Origin of the sequence: Ancylobacter pratisalsi, from assembly GCF_010669125.1 — a bacterium.
Classification (GTDB): Bacteria; Pseudomonadota; Alphaproteobacteria; order Rhizobiales; family Xanthobacteraceae; genus Ancylobacter; species Ancylobacter pratisalsi.
The window spans coordinates 2,911,473-2,930,611 of sequence record NZ_CP048630.1 but is presented as its reverse complement, the minus strand read 5'-3'; the positions used below and the strand labels follow the sequence as shown (position 1 = coordinate 2,930,611).

Below are 19,139 nucleotides of genomic sequence, written 5' to 3'. Positions count from 1 at the left end.
ATGGCCGTTGCGACAGATACCCGCCCCTGGACCCCCGACCAGCCCATCATTCAGCTGATCGACGTCCATAAATCCTTCGGCACGTTCGAGGTGCTGAAGGGCGTCAGTTTCGACGTGAAAAAGGGCGAAGTGGTCTGCATCATCGGCCCGTCAGGCTCGGGCAAGTCGACGCTGATCCGCTGCATCAACGCTCTGGTGCCCCTGACCTCGGGAACGATCCGCGTCGAGAATATCGAAGTGTCGGACCCGCAGCTCGACAAACTCGCGCTACGCCGCAAGGTCGGCATGGTTTTCCAACAGTACAATCTGTTTCCCCACAAGACCGCCCTGCAGAATGTGATGATGGCCCCGATCCACGTGCTTCATCAGGACAAGCGCGAGGTCGAGGAGCGCGCCCGCGCCCTGCTGAAGAAGGTCCGGCTCGTCGGCAAGGAGCACAGCTATCCGGGCGAGCTGTCCGGCGGCCAGCAGCAGCGCGTCGCCATCGCCCGCTCGCTCGCCATGCTGCCCGACGTGATGCTGTTCGATGAGGTCACCGCCGCGCTCGATCCGGAGACGGTGAAGGAGGTGCTTCTCGCCATCCGCGAGCTTGCCGAGGACGGCATGACCTGCCTGCTCGTGACCCACGAGATGAATTTCGCCCGCGACATTGCTGACCACATCTACTTCACCGACCGCGGCGTCATCGTGGAGCACGGGCCGCCCGACACCTTCTTCAGCGCACCAAGCGATCCGCGCACCCGAGAATTCCTGTCCCAGGTGTTGTGATGACTGACGGGCGCAGCGTCGCCGGGTCGGCGGCGGACCGCGGCTATGCTGGCAGGACTATCACCTTGGTCTTGACCGGGGTGCGATCATAAAGGTCGATCATGTCCTGGCTGAGCAGGCCAACACAACCGCTGGTAACGCCTGAGCCGATCGATTCAGGATCGCTGGTCGCGTAGATCGTATAGAGCGTGTAAACGCCATTCTGATAGAGATGGAGCGTTCGGGCACCGAGCGGATTGTCGAGGCCGCCCGGCATGCCGCCGGCGTATTGTGCAGCCTCCGGCTGGCGCTTGATCATCTCCTTGGGCGGTGTCCAGGTCGCCCACTCGCTTTTGCGCCCGACATAGGCGTCTCCGCTCCACAGGAACCCCTCGCGGCCGACATTGGCGCCATAGCGAGTGGCGGCTCCGTCGTCCTCGACGCGGTAGACGTAGTAGTTACTGGGATCGACGATTATCGTGCCGGGCTCTTCCGTGGTGTCGTACCGGACGGTGCGGCGATAATATTTCCGGTCGACCTTGGCGACATCGACAGCCGGGATCGGGAATTTTTCATCGGGCATTGGCCCGTACAGTTTCTTCGCGTCCGCGAGGCTCATGCCGTCGAGCGTCGCGCAACCGGTCAGTCCCAGCGCGCCGAGACCGACGGCCGAACCGACCAGAAACGACCGCCGATTGAGCAGCCCCGTCCGTCGCCCGGACAGAGCGATATCGTTCACCCTGGCGGCATCGGCATCTGCACCGTCCATGAACATGATTATGGATTTCCTTGCTGCCCGCAGGCGAACCTGCTGACACGAGTTTGCTGGCCTATGGTCCCACTGACAAACTCATTACCCCTGATGTCGGCTCCTGGGTAGCGCCTTCAACATCTGCCTCAGCGTAAGGCCGCCGGGGTACGAAACGGCGTTGCAACGGGACCACCCCGGGTCCGCCGCGATCTCCAGCTCCTGTAAGGACGGACTAAGACGTGCGGGATGACAGACACGTCCTCGCCCAGACTGCGCGCACCGGACGCGACGGCGCGCGCGTTCAAGAGCCGCGGCGGTTGTCGGCACAGGCCTCGGTCGTCACGTGCGCGACGACGGCTCCGTTCGTCAAGGCATCATGCGGATGTGCTGATCGTAGAGAATCCAGATGGTGCCTGACACCATCAGCAGCAGGATCAGTACCGTGAACAGGATCAGCTTCAGATCGTCGCGATGCGATCTGGCAAGGTCTATGTGCAGGAAGTAGCGCAGGTGCACCAGCGCCTGAATGAAGGCGAGCAGCCCCAGCGCGGCGAGGGCGGCGCCGCCCTTGAGAAGTTCGAACCACACCAGAGCGAACGCCGCGCCCGTCAGAAGCAAGGCAAGGCCAAGCCCGACCATATAGCTGAGCCGCTCTCGCCCCTCATCCTCATACTCGCTCGCTGGCATGTCAGCGGGAACCTGGTTGCTCATGACACGACCCCGAACAGGTAGACAAAGGTGAATATGGCGATCCAGACCACGTCGAGCATGTGCCAGAATAGCGCCAGGCGCATCAGCCGGAGCTTCACCGTCGTGTTCAGGCCCATCACCGAGATCTGAACGGCCATGACCGCCATCCACACCAGCCCGGACGACACGTGCAGCGCGTGGGTGCCGGTCAGCAGATAATAGGCCGACAGGAAGCCGCTCGCCTGCGGAGGCGCGCCATGCGCGGTGACCATGACGTAATAGTCGTGCAGCTCCATGCCGACGAAGGCGGCACCGAGCACGCCGGTGACGAGGAGCCATGCCAGTACGCCGCGCCCGCTTTCGCGATACTTCATCGCCAGCATGGCGAAACCGAAGGCGAAGCTGGAAAGCAGCAACAGCAGCGTTTCCACGAATGCCGCGGTCAGGTCGAAGACCTCCGCGGGCCTGGGACCATCGGCGATGCCCTGGACGCTCATCGCCGCATAGGTCGCGAACAGCACTGCGAACAGCACCAGATCGCTCATCAGGAAGATCCAGAAGCCGAACATGACCTCTTCGGCCGCTTCATGGGCTTCTGGATCGGTGCCAGCGAGATTCAGTCCGGGATGCAGGCGCTCGGATACGCTCATGACAGGACCTCCACGGCAGCGCCGGAAGAGACGGGGCCGGAGAGGCTTTCCAATCCTTCCGGGAGGGCCTTGCCCCGGTTGTCGGATGTCATTTCCCGTTCGCGCGACACACCCGGCGCGGCGCGCGCGGCGGCGAGGAACGCTTCGTTTGCGGCCTTCACCGCTTCGGCGGGTATGGTCTCGGTGGTGTCGGTCTCGAAGGAACGGACGATGACCACCGCCCACATCATCAGGAACGAGACCGCAACCAGCCACCAGATGTGCCAGACCAGACCGAATGCCCATGCACAGGCGAACAGGCCGATGAGTGGCGCCGTCGCCGTGTTGCGTGGAACCTCGATATCCTCATAGGCCACCGGCGAACGGTAGGCGTGGCCGGCTTTCTTCGCCTCGTAGAAGGCATCGCGCGATACCACCTGCGGGATCACGGCGAAGTTCCATTCCGGCGTCGGTGAGGGAATTGCCCATTCCAGCGTGCGGCCGTCCCAGGGATCGCCCAGCGGCGCGGCCAGTTGCGCGCGCCGGCGAACCGATACGACGATCTGCACGACCATCAGGGTGAAGCCCGCCAAGATCAGCGCGGCGCCCGCCATGGCCAGGGCGAACCAGGGCAGGTAGTCGGGATCGGCCCACATATAGGTGCGCCGTGTTGCTCCCATCATGCCCAGCCAGTAGAGCGGGAAGAAGGCCAGCAGGAAGCCCGGCGCGAAGCACCAGAACGACGCCCTGCCCAGGCCTTCGTGCAGCCGGAACCCGAATACTTTTGGAAACCAGAACTGCACTGCCGCGAACATGCCGAACAGCACGCCCGGAATGATCATGTTGTGGAAGTGCGCCACCAGGAACAGCGTGTTGTGGACCTGGAAATCGACACTGGGATTGGCGAGCAGCACGCCCGTCATGCCGCCGAGAATGAAGGTGAGCAGGAAGTTGATGTGGAACAGCATCGGCGTGCTGAAGCGGATGCGCCCGCCGACCATGGTCAGCAGCCAATCATAGACCTTCACGCCCGTTGGTACGCCGATCACCATCGTGGCGATGCCGAAGAAGGCGTTCACATTCGCGCTCTGGCCCATCGTGAAGAAGTGGTGCAGCCACACCGCGAAGGAGAGCACGGCGATGCACATGGTGGCGTAGACCAGCGATGTGTAGCCATAGATGCGCTTGCTGGAGAACGTGGCGACCACCTCGGACCAGACGCCGAAGGCCGGCAGGATCAGGATATAGACCTCAGGATGACCGAACAGCCAGAACAGGTTGGCGTAGTTCATCATGTTGCCTCCCTGCCCGTTCGTGAAGAAGTGGAAGCCGGCATAACGGTCGAGGGCAAGCATGGCTGTCGCGGCGGTAAGCGGCGCCATGGCGAAGATCATCAGGATCGAGGTGCACAGCGTCGTCCACGTAAACAGCGGCATGCGGAACAGCGTCATGCCGGGGCAGCGCTTCTTGTAGATGGTCACGGCGAAGTTGAGGCCCGTCAGGGTCGAGCCGATCGAGCCCAGCGACACCGCCCATATCCAGTAGTCGACCCCCTCGCCCGGATTGAACTGGATGCCGGTGAAGGGCGGATAGGCGGTCCAGCCGCCGGTGGAGAACTGGCCGACGACCAGCGAAACCATCATCAGTATCGCGCCGGCAAGGGTCAGCATCAGCGAGATCGCGTTGAGCAGAGGAAATGACACATCGCGCGCGCCGATCTGCAGCGGCATGACGTAGTTCATCAAGCCGGTGATGAAGGGCATCGCCACGAAGAAGATCATGATCGTGCCGTGGGTGCTGAAGAGCTGCCCGAAATGGTCCGCGGACAGGAAGCCGGTGCTGTCATAGGCGGACAACTGCTGGGCGCGCATCAGCGCCGCCTCGATGACCGCGCGGGCGAACATCACCAGCGCGATCACGATGTACATGATACCGACCTTCTTGTGGTCGACGCTGGTCAGCCAGTCCCGCCACAGCGGGACCCACCACCCCTTGACCGTGAGCAGTATGACGCTGGCGACAGCGCCCAGCACGGCGACGGTTCCCGCCCCCGAGGCGATGAACTCGCTCAGCGAAGGATTTTCGATCGCCCCGGTGAAAACGAGGGAGCTCCACTTCAGCTGGCCGAATATCAGCTCCCAGCTCATTGTCCGGCCTCCGGCATGCGATCATGTTTCTGTTGGGGGCCTGTCGGCATAGCCATTCCCGCATGGGCAGGCCCTTTGGGCATGCCCGGCGCGAAGCTCGCGATCACCTGGCCAAAAAGGCCCGGAGTGAACTGGCCATAGAGTACCGGCTTGTCCACCACGGAGGGCTCGAGCAGTTTCGCGTATCCTGCGGCATCGAGCGCCGCGCCCTGCGTCTTCGTCGCCTCGACCCAGCCATTGAAAGCGTCCTGGCTCATCACGCGGGTGGTGAAGGATTGGGTCGCGAAGCCGAGACCGTTGTACTGGGTGTTGCGCCCGGTGAAGTCGCCACTCGCGTCGGCCAGAAGGTTGAGCTGCGTCTGCATCCCTCCCATCGCGTAGATCTGACCGGCAAGGCGGGGAATCATGAAGGACTGCATCACCGTGCCGCTGGTCAATTTCAGCGTCACCGGCCGCCCTTCGGGCAGAGCGAGCAGATCAAGCGTTGCCACCCCCTGTTCGGGGTAGAGGAACAGGAATTTCCAATCCAGGGCGACGACCTCGACCACCAGCGGCTCGGGACCGAGAGCCCGATACGGGTCGAATTTCAGCGTGTGCTTCCAAAGCGCCGTGCCGAGGATGACCATGAGAGCCACCGGGATGCCCCAGATGAGCATCTCAAGACCCCAGCTGAACTCCCAGTTCGGCCGATAGGTACCTTTGCCGCCCCGGCGGTAGCGGAACAGCACGATCGGCAACGCAACGAACATCGGCACGATGACGATGAGCATCAAAGAGCTGATAACGCCAAAATGCGAGAGCTGCGCCGATGCGATAGGCCCGGCAGGCTCAAGGAAACTCCCGGCGGAAGCGGCTCCCGGGACAGCTGCGGCGAGCAACCCGACAATTCCCCTCGACTTCACGCTGTCCCCCTTACGACGGATCCACGCCGAACCGCATGGCACATCCCATATGATGGCATCAGCCCGACACCCTCCCGTAGAACAACACGAATATGAACCGATTTCATTGTGATCCGAATAGGATTGCGGAAACTTAACGGCGGAGGAATGGCCGTCCTAGGGCGACGTTAGATACCATATCGTCCGCTGGGTTTCACATCCGTCGTCCTCCCTCCTCATCCGGAGACAGTCCAAACCTCTGGTATTTCACGTGTTGTAAGGGTGCATAATCCTTCACACGCCCTTCCCTCTTGCTCCTCGGAGAAGGACCGCCATCACGGTGCCGCCCCATTTGGGCCCGCGATCGGCCGTGCCGGCCGCCCACCGCTCGACGCCGCCCCTTTTTGGCCTTGGATCCGGGCCTCGCATGGGGAAACTGTCTCGAATTATCTATCTGACGACGGACACAAGAGGGTTAAATGCGGGCTGTGCGAGACCGCGCTCCTCGCGACAGTCGCAACGCGCCTCTGCCGACCCTAACCTTGCCGTCAAAGCACGAAGAGGCGGCTCGTTACCGGCTCTTCCGTCCGTTTCGATCACACTCTTCGCTTCTACATTCTCGGAAGACCCGAGCCATCGTCATTCACCTTGATCCGTGATGTCGATATGCTTCATCGTCGTTGCGACCTCGAACACAATGCCCTCAGGGCGCATCTTCAGGTCGCTCGACCCGCCGAATTCCCGCCCGAGCGCGCGGATGAGGCGTGTTCCAAACCCTACCCGCCCGGATGGCTGGACATCAGGACCACCCGTTTCATCCCAGACAATTTGAAACGCGTCGTCCGTTCCCGGCCGCCCCGCCGTCCAGCGGACGGAAATACACCCCTCACCTGCCGACAAGGCCCCATATTTCAAGGCGTTGGAGGCCAATTCATTGGTCACAAGCGCCAGCGAAAGGCACTGCCGGGCCGACAACGCGATGGGCGGTCCCTCCAGCTTGATGCGTCCCGCCTCGACGGCGTAGGGCGCAAGTGCATCCTCGATCACCCGCCCGATGACCGCCTGCGTCCCGCTCAAATGACCAAGAGAGGCATGGGCCGCGCTGAGGGCAAGCAGCCGCCTGGTAAGCGCCTCTTCTGCACCGCTGACAGAGTCAGCGGCCTGAAATGTCTGGCGCGCAATGCCCAACACCATGGCGAACGTGTTCTTTATTCGGTGCTGCAGCTCGGCATTGATCAGTTTGATGTCGCGTTCGGCTACAACTCTGGAAGTTGTTTCAATGACAGTGTCCATCATACCGATGACCTGTCCCGTCCCATCTCTGATCGGGCTGTAGGAAAACGTAAAATAGGCCTGCACCGGATGCCCGTTGCGATCAACGATCAACGGAAAATCTTCGATGAACGTCGATTGCCCTGCGTAGGCCAGTTGTTGCATTGGAGCAATTTCGTCCCACGCCTCGGCCCAGATGTCGTTGAACGGGCGGCCCAGACAGTTGTGCTTTTGGCCGAGGATCGGAATGAAAGCGTCATTGTAGATGGTAATAAGATCTGGTCCGCAGATGACCGCTTTCGGAAACCCCGAATTGAGCGCCATTCCGATGGCGGTCTTCAAAGACATGGACCACTCCTGAAGAGGCCCTAGAGGGGTAGCTGCCCAATTGAACGCCCGAACGGCGGCAATCATCCCTTCACCGTTGCCCAAGAATGCCGTGTCGTCGGAACTCGTCATTTGATGCACCGGGTTTGCCTGCCGATCTTTATGCACAGCTCGCGAAAAGAAGCGAGCGACGCTGTCGATCTGCCGGCCGTTATGTGCCTGTCGGAACGGGATCTGTTCGGTCGGCGGAAGCAATCGGCGAAGGACGTGCGGCCTCACTGCAACTGCGCGTTGAGCCGGGCGAGTTCGGCGTCGTCCGGGCGTAGGCGTACCAACCGGGCAATGAGCGGGCGGGCGCGGGCGATGTCGCCGGCCTGCAGCGCCTCGTTCAAAGCCAGCGTCAGCAGTGAGGCGTCATTGGGAGCGCGCCGCAGCGCATCGGCTACGGCCGCCTGGCTTTCCTCGACGCGCCCCATCGAGTTGAGCGCGACGGCATAAACATAGGCATAGCGGGGATTGTCGGGTGCCAGCCGCGCGGCGCGCTCCAGCGCGCTGATGGCCTCGGGATAGTTCCGCTGGCGGATAAGCGCGAGCGCGAGCGCATGGTGGAGTGCCGCAGCGTCGGGATGGACCGCGATGGCCCGGCGCAGGATCTCCTGCGCCTCGCGCTCGCGCCCCTGAACCCGGTAGAGATCCGCCAGATTGACCGACAGCGCCGTATCGGCGGGCTGAAGCTTCAGCCCCGCGAGGAACTCGGCTTCCGCGCCTGCCGCATTGCCACGCCGCAGCAGAAAATTGCCGAGATTAGCCCGAGCGTCGGCGCGGTCGGCATTCAGGCGTTGCGCGTCCTCATATTCCCGCCATGCCGCTTCCAGCCTCGCACGGTCGGTAGCCGCCAGCGGGGCCAGCGGCTGGTCCGCGAGCTGGTCCGCTGCCTCTATGCGTACACCCGCGACCGGGTCCGCGAGCAGCGGCGAAACGCGACGCCACCGCATGTCGAGCGGCAGATACGACTGCCCTTGCAAGGCGGCGATCCGGACCAGCGGATCCGGGTCGGCGAGCGCCTTGCGCAGGGCTTCCTCGCTGTCGATAGAGGGGAAGCCCTGGAGTTCCGAAACGGCCGTCGCGCGCACGATGGCTGGCACGGATGAGGTGTTCGCAAGGGCGATTAATTCGTCGCGCGCTGCCGGCTCGCCCTGCCGGGCGTGGACAAAGGCTGCGGTCCAGTTCTGGAAACCCCTGCGTTCCGGCCCATGCCAGCGCTCGATGGCCTCCGCTGCCCAGCTGGCCGGTTTATCCGCGTGGCATTCGTTGCAGGTGTTCGATGTGCCCAGTTGCGCAGAAATGTCCGGTCGGGGAACGCGGAAGGAGTGATCATGCCGGCGGTCGACCACCATGTAGGTCCGTGCGGGCATGTGACAGGAAATGCAGTCCGGAGCCTTCGGTCCGGGCACATGGCCGGTATGGGAGGTCGCCTCGAAGCGCTCGGGCAGATGGCACTGCCCGCACACGGCGGCGCCGGGCGCGCGAAGCTTCGCCGAGTGAGGCGCGTGACAGTCCGAACAGGTCACACCGCGCGCATACATCAGGCTCTGCTTGAAGGAATGATCGTTGAACACCTCATCCTGCATCACCCCATTGGCTTCGAAGAGCCCTTCGGAGAGAAACGTCGGCAGATGGGTTGCCGTGAGTGGCCGACCCGGCACCCACGTCTCCGCAAGGATGCCGCGCCGCGAATGGCAGCGCGCGCAGGTCTCGACCTCGTCGCCGGCGGGACGGGAGACGCCATGGGCGGGACTGCCGGTCCTGGGATCGATCTCCCAGTCCACCGGCGGGCGCGTGGCCGCGACGGAGGCAAAACCCTTGTGTGGAACGGCGGCGTCACGGGCGCCCTTCGCCCAGTCGACATGCCCGCGCGCGGCCCCGTGACAGGCCTCGCAGCCGACACTGATTTCGGAAAAACGGGTGTCGAAACGGTCGGTGGCCGCGTCGTAATTCTTGCGCAGCGCCGTCGAATGGCACTCCGCGCACATGAAATTCCAGTTCAGTTGCGGGCCGGTCCAGTGCAGCGGATCGCCGGGGGCGATCATCTCGTCCGGATAGAGAGGGAACCATCGCTGCCCGCCCTGCTCCCTGGCGCGTGTGTCGTAGGCGAAAGGCAGGGCCTGCTTCCGGCCATCGGCAAAAGTGACGAGGTACTGCTGGAGTGGATGCACCCCGAACGTATCCGTCACCTCGAAGGCCGTCCTCTTCCCGTTCGCGCCTTCGGTCTCGACCATGAAACGCGCGCCGTCGCGATAGAAACGGGCGGAAGAACCCTTGTGTTCGAGGCGCACGTCACTGAAATCGCCGCGCACGGTTTCGGGCGTCGCCAGCGCCATGGCATGGGCATGTTGGGAAGACAGCCAGTCGCGGGTTTCCGCCGCATGGCAGGTCGCGCATGCCGCTGAGCCGATAAAGCCGGCAGGCGCCGCGGACGTCAGTTCTCCAATGTCACCGGAGCCGAGTGCGGCAGCCTTGTCGCCGGCCGCTGAAGGCGTGCCGGCAAGGAGACTGGCCATCGCCATCAGGCCCGCCGCGAGGATGCCGGCCACCAGAGCGGCAACCGCGCTTGAGAGCGCCGGTTTAAGACCCATGCCGTCCATCGATCAGAAATTCCATGCCAGCGGCACCTTGGGCCCGTAGATCGTCGCACTTTAGCGAAAGGCGTCGGGCCGCGCGTCGTCTCTCTCACCATCAACCCGGAAATAGCGATGGCCGGGCGAGGTGGAGAGGCTGCCGCTCCTGTTGTCGTCTGCGCCGACACGAACCGTAGTGGAGAGCGTCAAACCAACGCCGAAGCTGGAACGACCGGCGATGGCGGCGCCGGACTATTCCGGCGCGCATTCAGGCTGTGCGTAGAGCCGCGATGGTGGGGTGAACCAATCGCCGCCGCGATAGCATAAGCAGCGGCAGGATGTCCTGCCGCTGCCGTGTTTGTCATCGGGCGTGTCGGAGATCAGTTGCCGGACGGCAACGGCACCGCGAAGCCCTGCTGCTTCAGTTCTTCCTGCACGTGCTTGAAGCGCTCATAACCGGTGAGGGTGATCGGACCGGAATAGCTCTCGCTCTGCAGCTTGCGGGGCGGGTATTCGACATAGGTCTTCATGAGCTTCTGGATCGCTTCATTGGCCGGAACCAGCGCCCAGGTGCTCTCGGTGAAGGTGGTCATGAAGATGTCGTAGCGCTCCTGCGGATCGTCCAGCAGGTTGAACACCTGCGGAACGGTAGCCACATACTTCTCCGCGCCTTTCCAGCCGAGATTGGTGTCGACCGCGAGACCACCGGTATGCGCGCCGTCATCGCCACGCAGGTTGAAGACATACTTGAAGGCGCCGACGCGGGCGGCACCCGGCGAAAGCTCGTTCTCGGTGAAGTAGAACCACGCCTTGCGCGGATCCTCGCCCGTGCCGAACCAGACCGGCGTCAGGTCGTAACTGTCGAAGATGATCGGCTCGCCAGCGCGGTCCTTGGTGGGAAGCGGCACACCGGCGATCGAGGCGAAGGTCGCCATGAGATCGAGGCCGCCGGTGATGTCGTCATTCTTGGTGCCGGCCTTCACCTTGCCGGGGAGGCGAACCATCGCGGGGACCAGGTTGCCGCCCTCGCGAACCGTGCCCTTTGTGCCGCGGAAGGGGGTGTAGCCGGAATCCGGATAAACATCCTGCCACGCGCCGTTGTCCACGGTGTAGAACACCAGCGTATTGTCGGCGAGACCCAGCTCGTCGAGCTTCTTCAGCACATTGCCGATGCGGGTATCGAGCTCGACCACCGAGTCCGCATATTTGGACTTGGAGGTCGACTTGCCGATGAAGTCGGGCGCCGGCAGGTTAGGCTGGTGGTTCTTCATGAAATTGACGTTGATGAAGAACGGGCGATCCGGCGTCTTGGCAGCATCGTCGAGGAATTCGAACGCGGCCTTCTGGACATACTCGTCGAGGAACGGAATGCCGACCACGCCCTTTTCCGGCGTGTTCACGTATTCACCGTTGACGCTGAAATCCTGCGTCACCGGTCCCCCGGCATTGCCCGACAGAGCCCCCTTTGTGACCTTTTCGAACATCTCCCGCAGCTCCTGGCTCATGGCCGGGAACCACTTGGGATCGCCATAGGTGTAGGCGTTAAGGTGGTACAGGAAGGCGTACTTCATGACGTCGTAACCCTGGGCGTTCGGCAGCGCGTAATCCGCCTCGCCCAGATGCCATTTGCCGGTGAAGTAGGTCTTGTAGCCGCCCTCCTTGAGAACGGAGGCCAGCGTCCATTCGGCTGCCGGCAGACCGCCGCCCTGGCCCTGGAAGGCCACGGTCGTCATGCCGCTGCGGTTGGGAATACGGCCGGTCTGGATGGCAGCACGGCCGGGCGTGCAGCTCGGCTGGCCATAGAAGTTGGTGAAGGTCATGCCTTCAGCGGCCAGTTCATCGAGATTGGGCGTGGCCATGCCGCGGCGCTTGCCGCCGAGATAGGCGCCAAGATCGCCCCAGCCGGTATCGTCGGAGACGATGAGCAGTATGTTGGGCTTCTTCGGTGCGGGGGCGTCGGTCTGCGCATGCGCAGCACCGGCGAGCACCAGCAGGGTGCTCGCGGCGATCGCTCGCAGGGAATGTTTGAATGTTGGGCCCATAGGCTCCTCCTCACAGCGTATTGGAAATGCGTCGAGCTGAACTGCGTCAGCTTCACTTCGCGGCCGGAAAGACGTCCTTCCAGTCGTTCTTCATGTCGATCAGCACCCAGCCCTCGGCCGGCGCCAGATCCATCGCCTTGTCGAGGCGGCCGAAATGCGAGTTGCGGTCATAGGCGTATTCACGCTCGGCATCGGTGTGATGCACGATCATGCCAAGCCGCGGGCCGGCGCCCGTGCTTGTCCATTGCAGCATCTGGAGGTCGCCATCCGAATTGCCGAAGGCGGCGATCGGGCGCTGGCCGATGTGCTCGTTGATGCCAACCGGCTTGCCGGCGCCGTCGTCTATGAAATTCACCTCGGGGAGCCGGATCAGCGTCGGCTTGCCGTCGACGATCTCGAACCGGGTCTTGATGCTTGAGCCCACCACTTGCGCCGGAAGAATTCCGTACACCCTGTCCGACCAGGCACGCATGAACTCGATGCCGCCGCCGGAAACGACATAGGTGGTGAAGCCGTTCTCACGCAGATAGGCCAGAACCTCCAGCATCGGCTGGTAGACCAGATCGGTATATCTGCGCTTGAACCGTGGATGCTCGGCGCTCGCGAGCCAATCGGTGACTATCTGCTGGAACGCCGCCGGAGACATGCCCGCATGGGTGACCGTCACCAGTTCCAGCAGACCTTTGTCGCCCGAGGCGGCGAGGGTCTTCATGTCGCCCTCGATAGCCGCCTTGAGCAGGGGATTTTCTTGCCATTCGGGATGCTGGGGCGCCAGCTGCCTGACGCGATCGAGCGCAAAGGCAAGCTGGGTATACATGGGCTGCTCGACCCAGAGCGTGCCGTCATTGTCGAACACTGCGATGCGCTGTTCCGGGGACACGAAGTCCTTGCCGTCCGGGTCGGTCACCTTCTTCACGAAGGTCTCGATCGCCTGCTTGGCCGGTCCGTCGTTCCATGATGCCAGAGGGGCGCAAATTGCCGAAACCGCGGAGAAGACCAGCGCTCCCGCGATGAACAGCACATGTGAAAATCGCCGCATTACTCCCCCCGAGCATGGATGCGGAATGAGAATATCACTCCGGCAAGGCATGCCCTCATAACGAATACGTAAACGAAACCAGCTATAGCTAAATAATTATGTATATACTTCGATTTAGCGAGACTAACCAACTGAACAGATTAGGATAATGAACGCGCATGTGCCTTGCCCGCCCGCCAGTTTGCGTGCATTCCCATTTGATGAGATTTTGACCAGATTACCGGGAAGCGCTCTTATCATTTTGCGTCAGGGGCAGGCGGGACGTGAGTAAATCGGGGTCCACGGCGCTGGTCCGTGCAAAAGGATTTGGCGACCTTCCTGAACGGATCGCAAGACTTGCGGGAGAACACGTCCTTTTCGACATCTTCGAGAAGGAGGGACTGCCACTCAGCCTGTGTGAGGCACTCGACACGCCGATCCCGCTACGCTCGATGGTCGGCCTGTTCGCCAGAGGCGCCGACGCGCTCGACAATCGCACCTTCGGCCTCGACGTTGGACAGGAGATGACCCACAAGGGTTATGGTCTCTGGCTCGAATACAGCGCCAGCGCCCCCACGCTCGGAGAGGCGATAAAACGCGCCTGCGTCACCAGTTGGGCGCATCAGAGCGGGTCGCGACTGGAACTCGTCGGCGAAGGCACGCACAGCATCCTGCGTTACGTCACCCCGACATTCGGCGCCAGCAAGGTCTCGTATTCCGACCACCTGTTGCCGCCCATGTTGACCTTCGTGCGTCTCTATCTCGGCAGACAGTGGTGCCCGGACTGGATCGAGGTCGAATATTCCCGCGATGCGGGTACGCGCCTCATCGAGGATCGGCTGCAGGTGGGGCTGAGATGCCGGCGGCCGGGAACCGGCCTCGCCATCCCCACCACAGCTCTCGCGCGCGGACGAAGCGGCCCGTTTCCGGGAACCGGCCGCATCATTACGCTTCGTGATGTGGAGGCCGACGTGATCCTCGCCGATGCGCCCGAGCCGGCGCGCGCGATCTCCGCCGTTGTCGCGCTGCGCCTGCTCGACGGCCAGAGCGACGTCGAAGGCGCCGCGCGACTTCTGGGGCTCGGGGTTCAGGGCCTGCAACGCCGGCTGCGGGAGAAGGGGTACACCTATCGGGAGATCGTCGAGGAGGCGCGGCGGGCTCGGGCGGTCCGGCTGCTTGTTGAAACGCGCATGTCGGTCTTCACGATCGGGCTCTCGCTCGGCTACGAGACCCACGCGGCGTTCACCCGCGCCTTCATCCGCTGGATGAGGTGCACGCCCTCCGAATTCCGCAAGGCGAGTGCGGGCGGGGCCCAGGGCGCATCCAAACCTCAGTGAACGGGTAGCCGCCCCGATTTTCCGCGCCACCGCACCGCGCCTGAAATCCCCCCGGAAAAGGCGGGTCCCATCGACGCCTGCCCGCTTCAAGATCAGGGAAGAAGGGCCTCTGAATCCCGGGGCTATTCTGTTTCAACGATCAATCGATCTCTGAGCGAAGTCTTCTGGCATACCGCTCCAGCACGGGTATTGCTTCAGCACGGACCTCTTCGGTGAAGCGCGAGTTCAATCCGGAGATCGTCAGCGCGCCCCTGAAATGCCCCGAGGCCGAAAATACGGGCGTCGAGATCGACGCAATGTTGGGGTTCCGCGTTGTATCCAGACTGACGGTACCGTGCTCATTGAAGTCGGAAAGGTCCGGGACGTCCTCTCCGGTGTACCGGCGCAGCACCAGCCCGGAAGCCCCGGTTCCCAGCCTGAGACGCACCCCCTCCTCGACCCCGTATTTTTCGAGGCACGGGCTGTTCTCGCGGTACAGGCAGACCCGGTCGTCACCCGCCCGCACGAAATAGGAGGCCGTTTCGCCCGTCGCCTCGACGAGTTGGCGCAGCACGGGGCGGATGAGTTCGACCGGATCGAACTCCTGCCGGAAGATCAGCCCGAGATGCCAGGCACTAGCGCCGATCGAGAACCGCCCTTCGGCATCGCGGTCAATGAAGCCGTAGATGGCCATCGACCGCGTGAGCCGAAGGATCGTGCTCTTGTGCAGCCCCGTTTCCGCGGCCAGCTCGGCGAGCGACATCCGCGTCCTGCGGATTCCAAAGGCCGACAGGATCGACAGGGCCCTCTCTACCGACTCGGTACGTAGCGCGCCCATGCGTTCTCTCAGGTGAAACGATCGTCTTCTGCGATTGCCACGAACAGAACCGGGTGTCTAGAGATCGGGCAAACAGCAAGAAAATTTCCAAAAATTGCTCCTGGGAGGAGACGACATGACTTTCCTTACGTCCAAGTTCCTTGCGCCGGTGGCCGTGACCTGCCTGCTGGCGCTCCCCGCGCACGCGGGAACCGTCAATTTCACGCTTGGCACCGAGAACAACAGCACGGATTTCAGTGTGCAGGCGATGCACCACTGGAAAGAGCTAATGGCCAAGCGCTCGAACGGCGAGCTGCAGATGACCATCGTCGATGGCGGCGCGCTTGGCTCGGGTGTCGAAGTGCTTCAGCAGCTGTCGAACGATGAGATTCAGGCCAGCATCTCGGGACCGACCCTCGTTCATTCCATGGCCAAGCCTTACCAGTGCATGGAAGCGGAGTTCGTCTACGACGACGCCGACCACGGCTACCGCGTATGGACCGGCAAGCTGGGTAAGGAACTGTCGGACTACATGACCAAGAACTACGCCATCACCATCACCGGTGTCGGCTATCGCGGCGCGCGCGAGGTGACCGCGAACAGGCCGATACGTGAGCCGGCGGACATGAAGGGCCTGAAAATCCGCGTGACGAACCCGCTGCGGGCGAAGGTGTTCCAGGCATTCGGGGCGCTGCCCGGCCCGCTGCCCTATTCCGAACTTTACGGCGCGCTGCGCCAGGGCGTGTTCGATGCTCAGGAAAATCCGATCTCGGCCATCCATGCGCAGAAGTTCTACGAAGTGCAGAAGACGGTAGACCTGACCGATCATGTTCAGAGCTACTACATCCTCACGACGAACACCGAATTCCTGGACGGACTGAGCGAAGATCAGCGCAAGATCCTCAACGATACCGCAGCCGAAACCATGATGTGGTTGAACGCCCTGGTGCAGAAGCAGGAAGGCGAACTTCTCGATGAGATCAAGAAGTCGGGCGTCGAAATCGTGAAATCCGATGTGCCCGCCTTCAAGAAGATCGCCGAGCCGATCGTGCAGGAGTTTGCGGCCACGAACTGCCGCCCCGGCATTCTCGACGACATCGCTGCCGCCAAGTGATGTCCGGGGACGCGCGCCGCTCAGGCGCGCGCCACCCTAGGGAGAACACCATGAGACTTCTCAACGCCGTGGAACGCATGGTCCAGGTGGCAGCCTTCGCCATGTTCGCCGCCATGTTCGTGCTGACGCTCGCGCAGGTTCTGTTCCGCTATTTCCTTCAGATTCCCGTTCCCTGGACCGAAGAAGCCGCACGCGCCCTGTTCGTGATGTCGGTACTCAGCGGCATTGCACTCGCCTACCGCCAGCGCGAGCACGTCGTGGTCGACTTCCTTTTCGCGCAGTTCAGTCCCCGGATGAAGCGCGGCTTCTCGATAGCTTTCGGGCTGTCGATCCTGTTCTTCCTCGCGTTCTGGGCCAGCGGCGCAATCCTCATGGCACAGCGCAACTGGTCGATCTCACTGATCACGATCAGCTGGTTCCGCATCAGCTATTACTATCTGTGGGAACTGGCGATGATCGCGCTTCTTGCCGTCTACGTGCTCATCGACCTCAAGAACCTTCTCACGGGAAGAATTGTTAGCCTTCAAACGGGAGAACAGGAGATCGACCTGTGATCCTCTTTTCGCTCATCATCGTCTTTTTCCTGATCCTGTTGATGATCGGCTACCCGGTCGGCTTCGCCGCCGGTCTCGCCTCCTTCATCGGCGCCGGCCTGGTCTTCGGAGGGCTGTTCGACATCCGTGCCAGCGCGATGATCGCGCGCCTCGCGCTCAGCAGCATCGACAGCTTCCTTCTCCTTGCCATCCCCTTCTTCATCTTCGCCGGACGACTTATGAACTTTGGCGGCATCACCGAGCGCATGTTCGCGTTCGTCGCCCTCCTGGTCCGCCCGATCCGCGGCGGCCTGGGCCACGCCAACGTCATGGCTAGTGTGATCTTCGCGGGCATGTCGGGCTCGGCGACCGCCGATGCCGTCGGCCTTGGCCAGATCGAGATGAAGGCCATGCTAAGCCAGGGCTACCAGCGAGAGTTCAGCGCCGGCGTCACCGCCGCCTCGTCGCTGATCGGCCCGATCCTGCCACCCTCGATCGCGCTTGTTGCCTATTCGGTACAGGCGGAAGTCTCCGTCGCCCGCATGTTCTTCGCGGCAATCGTGCCGGCGCTGATGATGGCGGCGGCCTATATGGGCTATGTCACCTGGCGCGCCCGCAAGGACGGAATGCCTGTCGGCACCCGCGCCACGCTCGCCGAACTCTGGCCGGCATTCCGCGTCGCGATCCTGCCGATCCTGACGCCGTTCATCATCATGGGCGGCATCTACTCCGGCGTCTTCACCCCGACGGAGGCCGCCGCCGTCGCGGCGCTGTACGCCTTGTGCCTCGGCGTCTTCGTCTACCGCGCCTATGGCTTTTCACGGCTCCGGCGCGAACTGATGGGCACGCTGATCGATACGGCGGTGATCATGCTCATCATCATCTTCACCTCGGCCTTCGGGGTGGTGATGATCCGTGCGGGCATTCCCGGCGCGCTGGCGGAGTTCTTCGCCAGCCTGACGAGCAACCCGACAGTGCTGCTGTTTCTGATGGTGATCCTCTGGATGGTCGTCGGCTGCTTCATGGCCCAGACCCCGGCGATCCTGATCCTCACCCCGATCCTGATGCCGATCATCAAGACCTATGGCATCGACCCGATCCAGTTCGGCATCCTGATGACGCTCACCCTAACCCTTGGGCTTCTGACGCCGCCCGTGGGCATGGTGCTCTACGCCTTGACCCGCGTCACGGGGTTGAGCTTTCGCGAACTTGTCAGGGTCTCGGTCCCCTATGTGTGGCTGACGCTCGGCGTGATCGTGACCCTGATCCTGCTGCCGGGCCTCATCACCTTCCTGCCGGACCTGCTGCTATGACCGCCCTGCCTTTACCCGAAGGGACATGGGACACCCATGTTCATGTCTTCGAGCCCGATCGTTTTCCTTATGCGGCGATGCGGAGCTACACCCCCGGCACGGCGTCGCTGGAAAGCCTGGAGCAACGCCACCGGGAGTGGGGCGTTGGACACGCCGTCCTCGTCCAGCCCAGCGTCTACGGCGACGACAATGGCTGTCTTCTGGACGCGCTGCGGCGGCTCGGGCCCTCGGCCCGTGGTGTGGCCGTGGCCGATGCCCATACCCTCGACGACAACACGCTTGCCGCGTTTTCCGACGCCGGGATCCGCGGCTTTCGGGTCAACCTGATGGCGGGCCGTGCCCTCGATCCGGACGATGCTCTCCTCATGATGGCCGAACGTCTGCGAGGGACGGGCCTGTTCCTGCAGATCTATGCCCCGCTTTCCGCGATCCTCGCTCGCGCCTCGACCCTGGAGGATGCGGGCATCCCTGTCGTGCTGGACCATTTCGCCGGCGCCGGCGCGGAAGACGATGCGCGAAGCATGGAGCATCTGGCCGCACTCTGCCGCTCCGCGCCGATCTGGATCAAGCTCTCCGGCGACTATCGCATCGGTGCGTCAGGTGACGTGCCTCGGACGCGTGTGCTGGATCTGATCCAACAATTCGAGGCGATGGTGCCCGACCGGCTGATCTGGGCCTCGGACTGGCCTCACACCGGCGGCGGCGCGACGCGCAAGGCACGCTCACTGGCCGAAACCGAACCCTTCCGCGACGTCGACTCCCTTTCGGTGCCCAAGCTGATGGCCGAGGCGGGGCTCGACGCACCGGCTTGTCGACGGATCCTCGTCGACAACCCCACAGCGCTCTTCGGGGCAAACCCTCTCTCCCCCTCTCCCGCGGAGCATGCAGGTCCTGCGTCCAGGGCAGGCCAAAGGATTTGATGGC

16 protein-coding genes are annotated in these 19,139 nt (G+C 62.9%); 6 read left to right on the top strand and 10 right to left on the bottom strand.

Annotated features, from left to right (window positions below):
* Window positions 1-768: an amino acid ABC transporter ATP-binding protein gene (locus tag G3A50_RS13665; RefSeq protein ID WP_163075786.1), complete on the top strand. Its 768-nt coding sequence runs from the start codon at window positions 1-3 to the stop codon at window positions 766-768.
* A 43-nt stretch (window positions 769-811) separates the two neighbouring features.
* On the opposite strand, the gene G3A50_RS13660 is transcribed toward G3A50_RS13665, so the two are convergent.
* From G3A50_RS13660 to G3A50_RS13620, 9 genes are all read right to left on the bottom strand, one after another.
* Window positions 812-1,522 carry a L,D-transpeptidase gene (locus G3A50_RS13660; protein WP_163075785.1) on the bottom strand — a complete coding sequence of 237 codons (711 nt, stop codon included), beginning with the start codon at window positions 1,520-1,522 and terminating at the stop codon, window positions 812-814.
* Between the two features lie 342 nt (window positions 1,523-1,864).
* A complete protein-coding gene (gene cyoD / locus G3A50_RS13655; protein ID WP_163075784.1) occupies window positions 1,865-2,209 on the bottom strand; it encodes a cytochrome o ubiquinol oxidase subunit IV in 345 nt (114 codons plus the stop codon).
* Complete coding sequence (locus G3A50_RS13650) at window positions 2,206-2,838, bottom strand: cytochrome c oxidase subunit 3 (protein ID WP_163075783.1); 633 nt, start codon at window positions 2,836-2,838, stop codon at window positions 2,206-2,208. The genes cyoD and G3A50_RS13650 overlap by 4 nt, the downstream gene beginning before the upstream one ends.
* Window positions 2,835-4,964 (bottom strand): cbb3-type cytochrome c oxidase subunit I, encoded by a 2,130-nt coding sequence (locus tag G3A50_RS13645; protein ID WP_163075782.1) that lies wholly within the window; start codon window positions 4,962-4,964, stop codon window positions 2,835-2,837. Before G3A50_RS13645 ends, G3A50_RS13650 begins: the two co-directional genes overlap by 4 nt.
* The gene (locus G3A50_RS13640; protein ID WP_163075781.1) at window positions 4,961-5,734 is read right to left on the bottom strand and encodes a COX aromatic rich motif-containing protein; all 774 of its coding nucleotides are present in this window, start codon (window positions 5,732-5,734) and stop codon (window positions 4,961-4,963) included. The genes G3A50_RS13645 and G3A50_RS13640 overlap by 4 nt, the downstream gene beginning before the upstream one ends.
* 750 nt (window positions 5,735-6,484) lie before the next feature.
* Complete coding sequence (locus G3A50_RS13635; protein ID WP_210255139.1) at window positions 6,485-7,465, bottom strand: sensor histidine kinase; 981 nt, start codon at window positions 7,463-7,465, stop codon at window positions 6,485-6,487.
* 254 nt (window positions 7,466-7,719) lie between these two features.
* Window positions 7,720-10,080 carry a HEAT repeat domain-containing protein gene (locus tag G3A50_RS13630; RefSeq protein ID WP_163075780.1) on the bottom strand — a complete coding sequence of 787 codons (2,361 nt, stop codon included), beginning with the start codon at window positions 10,078-10,080 and terminating at the stop codon, window positions 7,720-7,722.
* A 362-nt stretch (window positions 10,081-10,442) separates the two neighbouring features.
* Window positions 10,443-12,104, bottom strand: a complete 1,662-nt coding sequence (locus G3A50_RS13625; RefSeq protein WP_163075779.1) for an arylsulfatase — start codon at window positions 12,102-12,104, stop codon at window positions 10,443-10,445.
* Between the two features lie 52 nt (window positions 12,105-12,156).
* A complete protein-coding gene (locus G3A50_RS13620; RefSeq protein WP_163075778.1) occupies window positions 12,157-13,143 on the bottom strand; it encodes an HAD family hydrolase in 987 nt (328 codons plus the stop codon).
* Between the two features lie 263 nt (window positions 13,144-13,406).
* On the opposite strand from G3A50_RS13620, the gene G3A50_RS13615 reads away from it, so the two are divergent.
* The gene (locus G3A50_RS13615; RefSeq protein ID WP_163075777.1) at window positions 13,407-14,459 is read left to right on the top strand and encodes a helix-turn-helix domain-containing protein; all 1,053 of its coding nucleotides are present in this window, start codon (window positions 13,407-13,409) and stop codon (window positions 14,457-14,459) included.
* 139 nt (window positions 14,460-14,598) lie between these two features.
* Here G3A50_RS13615 and G3A50_RS13610 read toward each other — a convergent pair whose 3' ends face one another.
* The gene (locus G3A50_RS13610) at window positions 14,599-15,276 is read right to left on the bottom strand and encodes an IclR family transcriptional regulator (RefSeq protein ID WP_163075776.1); all 678 of its coding nucleotides are present in this window, start codon (window positions 15,274-15,276) and stop codon (window positions 14,599-14,601) included.
* 115 nt (window positions 15,277-15,391) lie between these two features.
* On the opposite strand from G3A50_RS13610, the gene G3A50_RS13605 reads away from it, so the two are divergent.
* Genes G3A50_RS13605 through G3A50_RS13590 form a run of 4 tightly spaced genes read left to right on the top strand, consistent with a single transcriptional unit; the run spans window position 15,392 to window position 19,135 of the window.
* Window positions 15,392-16,369, top strand: coding sequence for a TRAP transporter substrate-binding protein (locus G3A50_RS13605; protein ID WP_163075775.1), 978 nt, complete (start codon window positions 15,392-15,394; stop codon window positions 16,367-16,369).
* 50 nt (window positions 16,370-16,419) lie between these two features.
* A complete protein-coding gene (locus G3A50_RS13600; RefSeq protein ID WP_163075774.1) occupies window positions 16,420-16,923 on the top strand; it encodes a TRAP transporter small permease in 504 nt (167 codons plus the stop codon).
* The gene (locus G3A50_RS13595; protein ID WP_163075773.1) at window positions 16,920-18,215 is read left to right on the top strand and encodes a TRAP transporter large permease; all 1,296 of its coding nucleotides are present in this window, start codon (window positions 16,920-16,922) and stop codon (window positions 18,213-18,215) included. The genes G3A50_RS13600 and G3A50_RS13595 overlap by 4 nt, the downstream gene beginning before the upstream one ends.
* Window positions 18,212-19,135, top strand: a complete 924-nt coding sequence (locus tag G3A50_RS13590) for an amidohydrolase family protein (protein WP_163075772.1) — start codon at window positions 18,212-18,214, stop codon at window positions 19,133-19,135. Before G3A50_RS13595 ends, G3A50_RS13590 begins: the two co-directional genes overlap by 4 nt.
* The last annotated feature ends 4 nt before the right edge of the window (window positions 19,136-19,139 follow it).

Coding starts and splice junctions, on each gene's coding strand:
- G3A50_RS13650 (WP_163075783.1), bottom strand. CDS start 2,838: ATGAGCGTATCCGAGCGCCTGCATCCCGGACTGAATCTCGCTGGCACC.
- G3A50_RS13625 (WP_163075779.1), bottom strand. CDS start 12,104: ATGGGCCCAACATTCAAACATTCCCTGCGAGCGATCGCCGCGAGCACC.
- G3A50_RS13590 (WP_163075772.1), top strand. CDS start 18,212: ATGACCGCCCTGCCTTTACCCGAAGGGACATGGGACACCCATGTTCAT.
- G3A50_RS13630 (WP_163075780.1), bottom strand. CDS start 10,080: ATGGGTCTTAAACCGGCGCTCTCAAGCGCGGTTGCCGCTCTGGTGGCC.
- G3A50_RS13605 (WP_163075775.1), top strand. CDS start 15,392: ATGACTTTCCTTACGTCCAAGTTCCTTGCGCCGGTGGCCGTGACCTGC.
- G3A50_RS13635 (WP_210255139.1), bottom strand. CDS start 7,465: ATGTCTTTGAAGACCGCCATCGGAATGGCGCTCAATTCGGGGTTTCCG.
- G3A50_RS13660 (WP_163075785.1), bottom strand. CDS start 1,522: ATGTTCATGGACGGTGCAGATGCCGATGCCGCCAGGGTGAACGATATC.
- G3A50_RS13665 (WP_163075786.1), top strand. CDS start 1: ATGGCCGTTGCGACAGATACCCGCCCCTGGACCCCCGACCAGCCCATC.
- G3A50_RS13600 (WP_163075774.1), top strand. CDS start 16,420: ATGAGACTTCTCAACGCCGTGGAACGCATGGTCCAGGTGGCAGCCTTC.
- G3A50_RS13610 (WP_163075776.1), bottom strand. CDS start 15,276: ATGGGCGCGCTACGTACCGAGTCGGTAGAGAGGGCCCTGTCGATCCTG.
- G3A50_RS13620 (WP_163075778.1), bottom strand. CDS start 13,143: ATGCGGCGATTTTCACATGTGCTGTTCATCGCGGGAGCGCTGGTCTTC.
- G3A50_RS13640 (WP_163075781.1), bottom strand. CDS start 5,734: ATGCTCATCGTCATCGTGCCGATGTTCGTTGCGTTGCCGATCGTGCTG.
- cyoD (WP_163075784.1), bottom strand. CDS start 2,209: ATGAGCAACCAGGTTCCCGCTGACATGCCAGCGAGCGAGTATGAGGAT.
- G3A50_RS13645 (WP_163075782.1), bottom strand. CDS start 4,964: ATGAGCTGGGAGCTGATATTCGGCCAGCTGAAGTGGAGCTCCCTCGTT.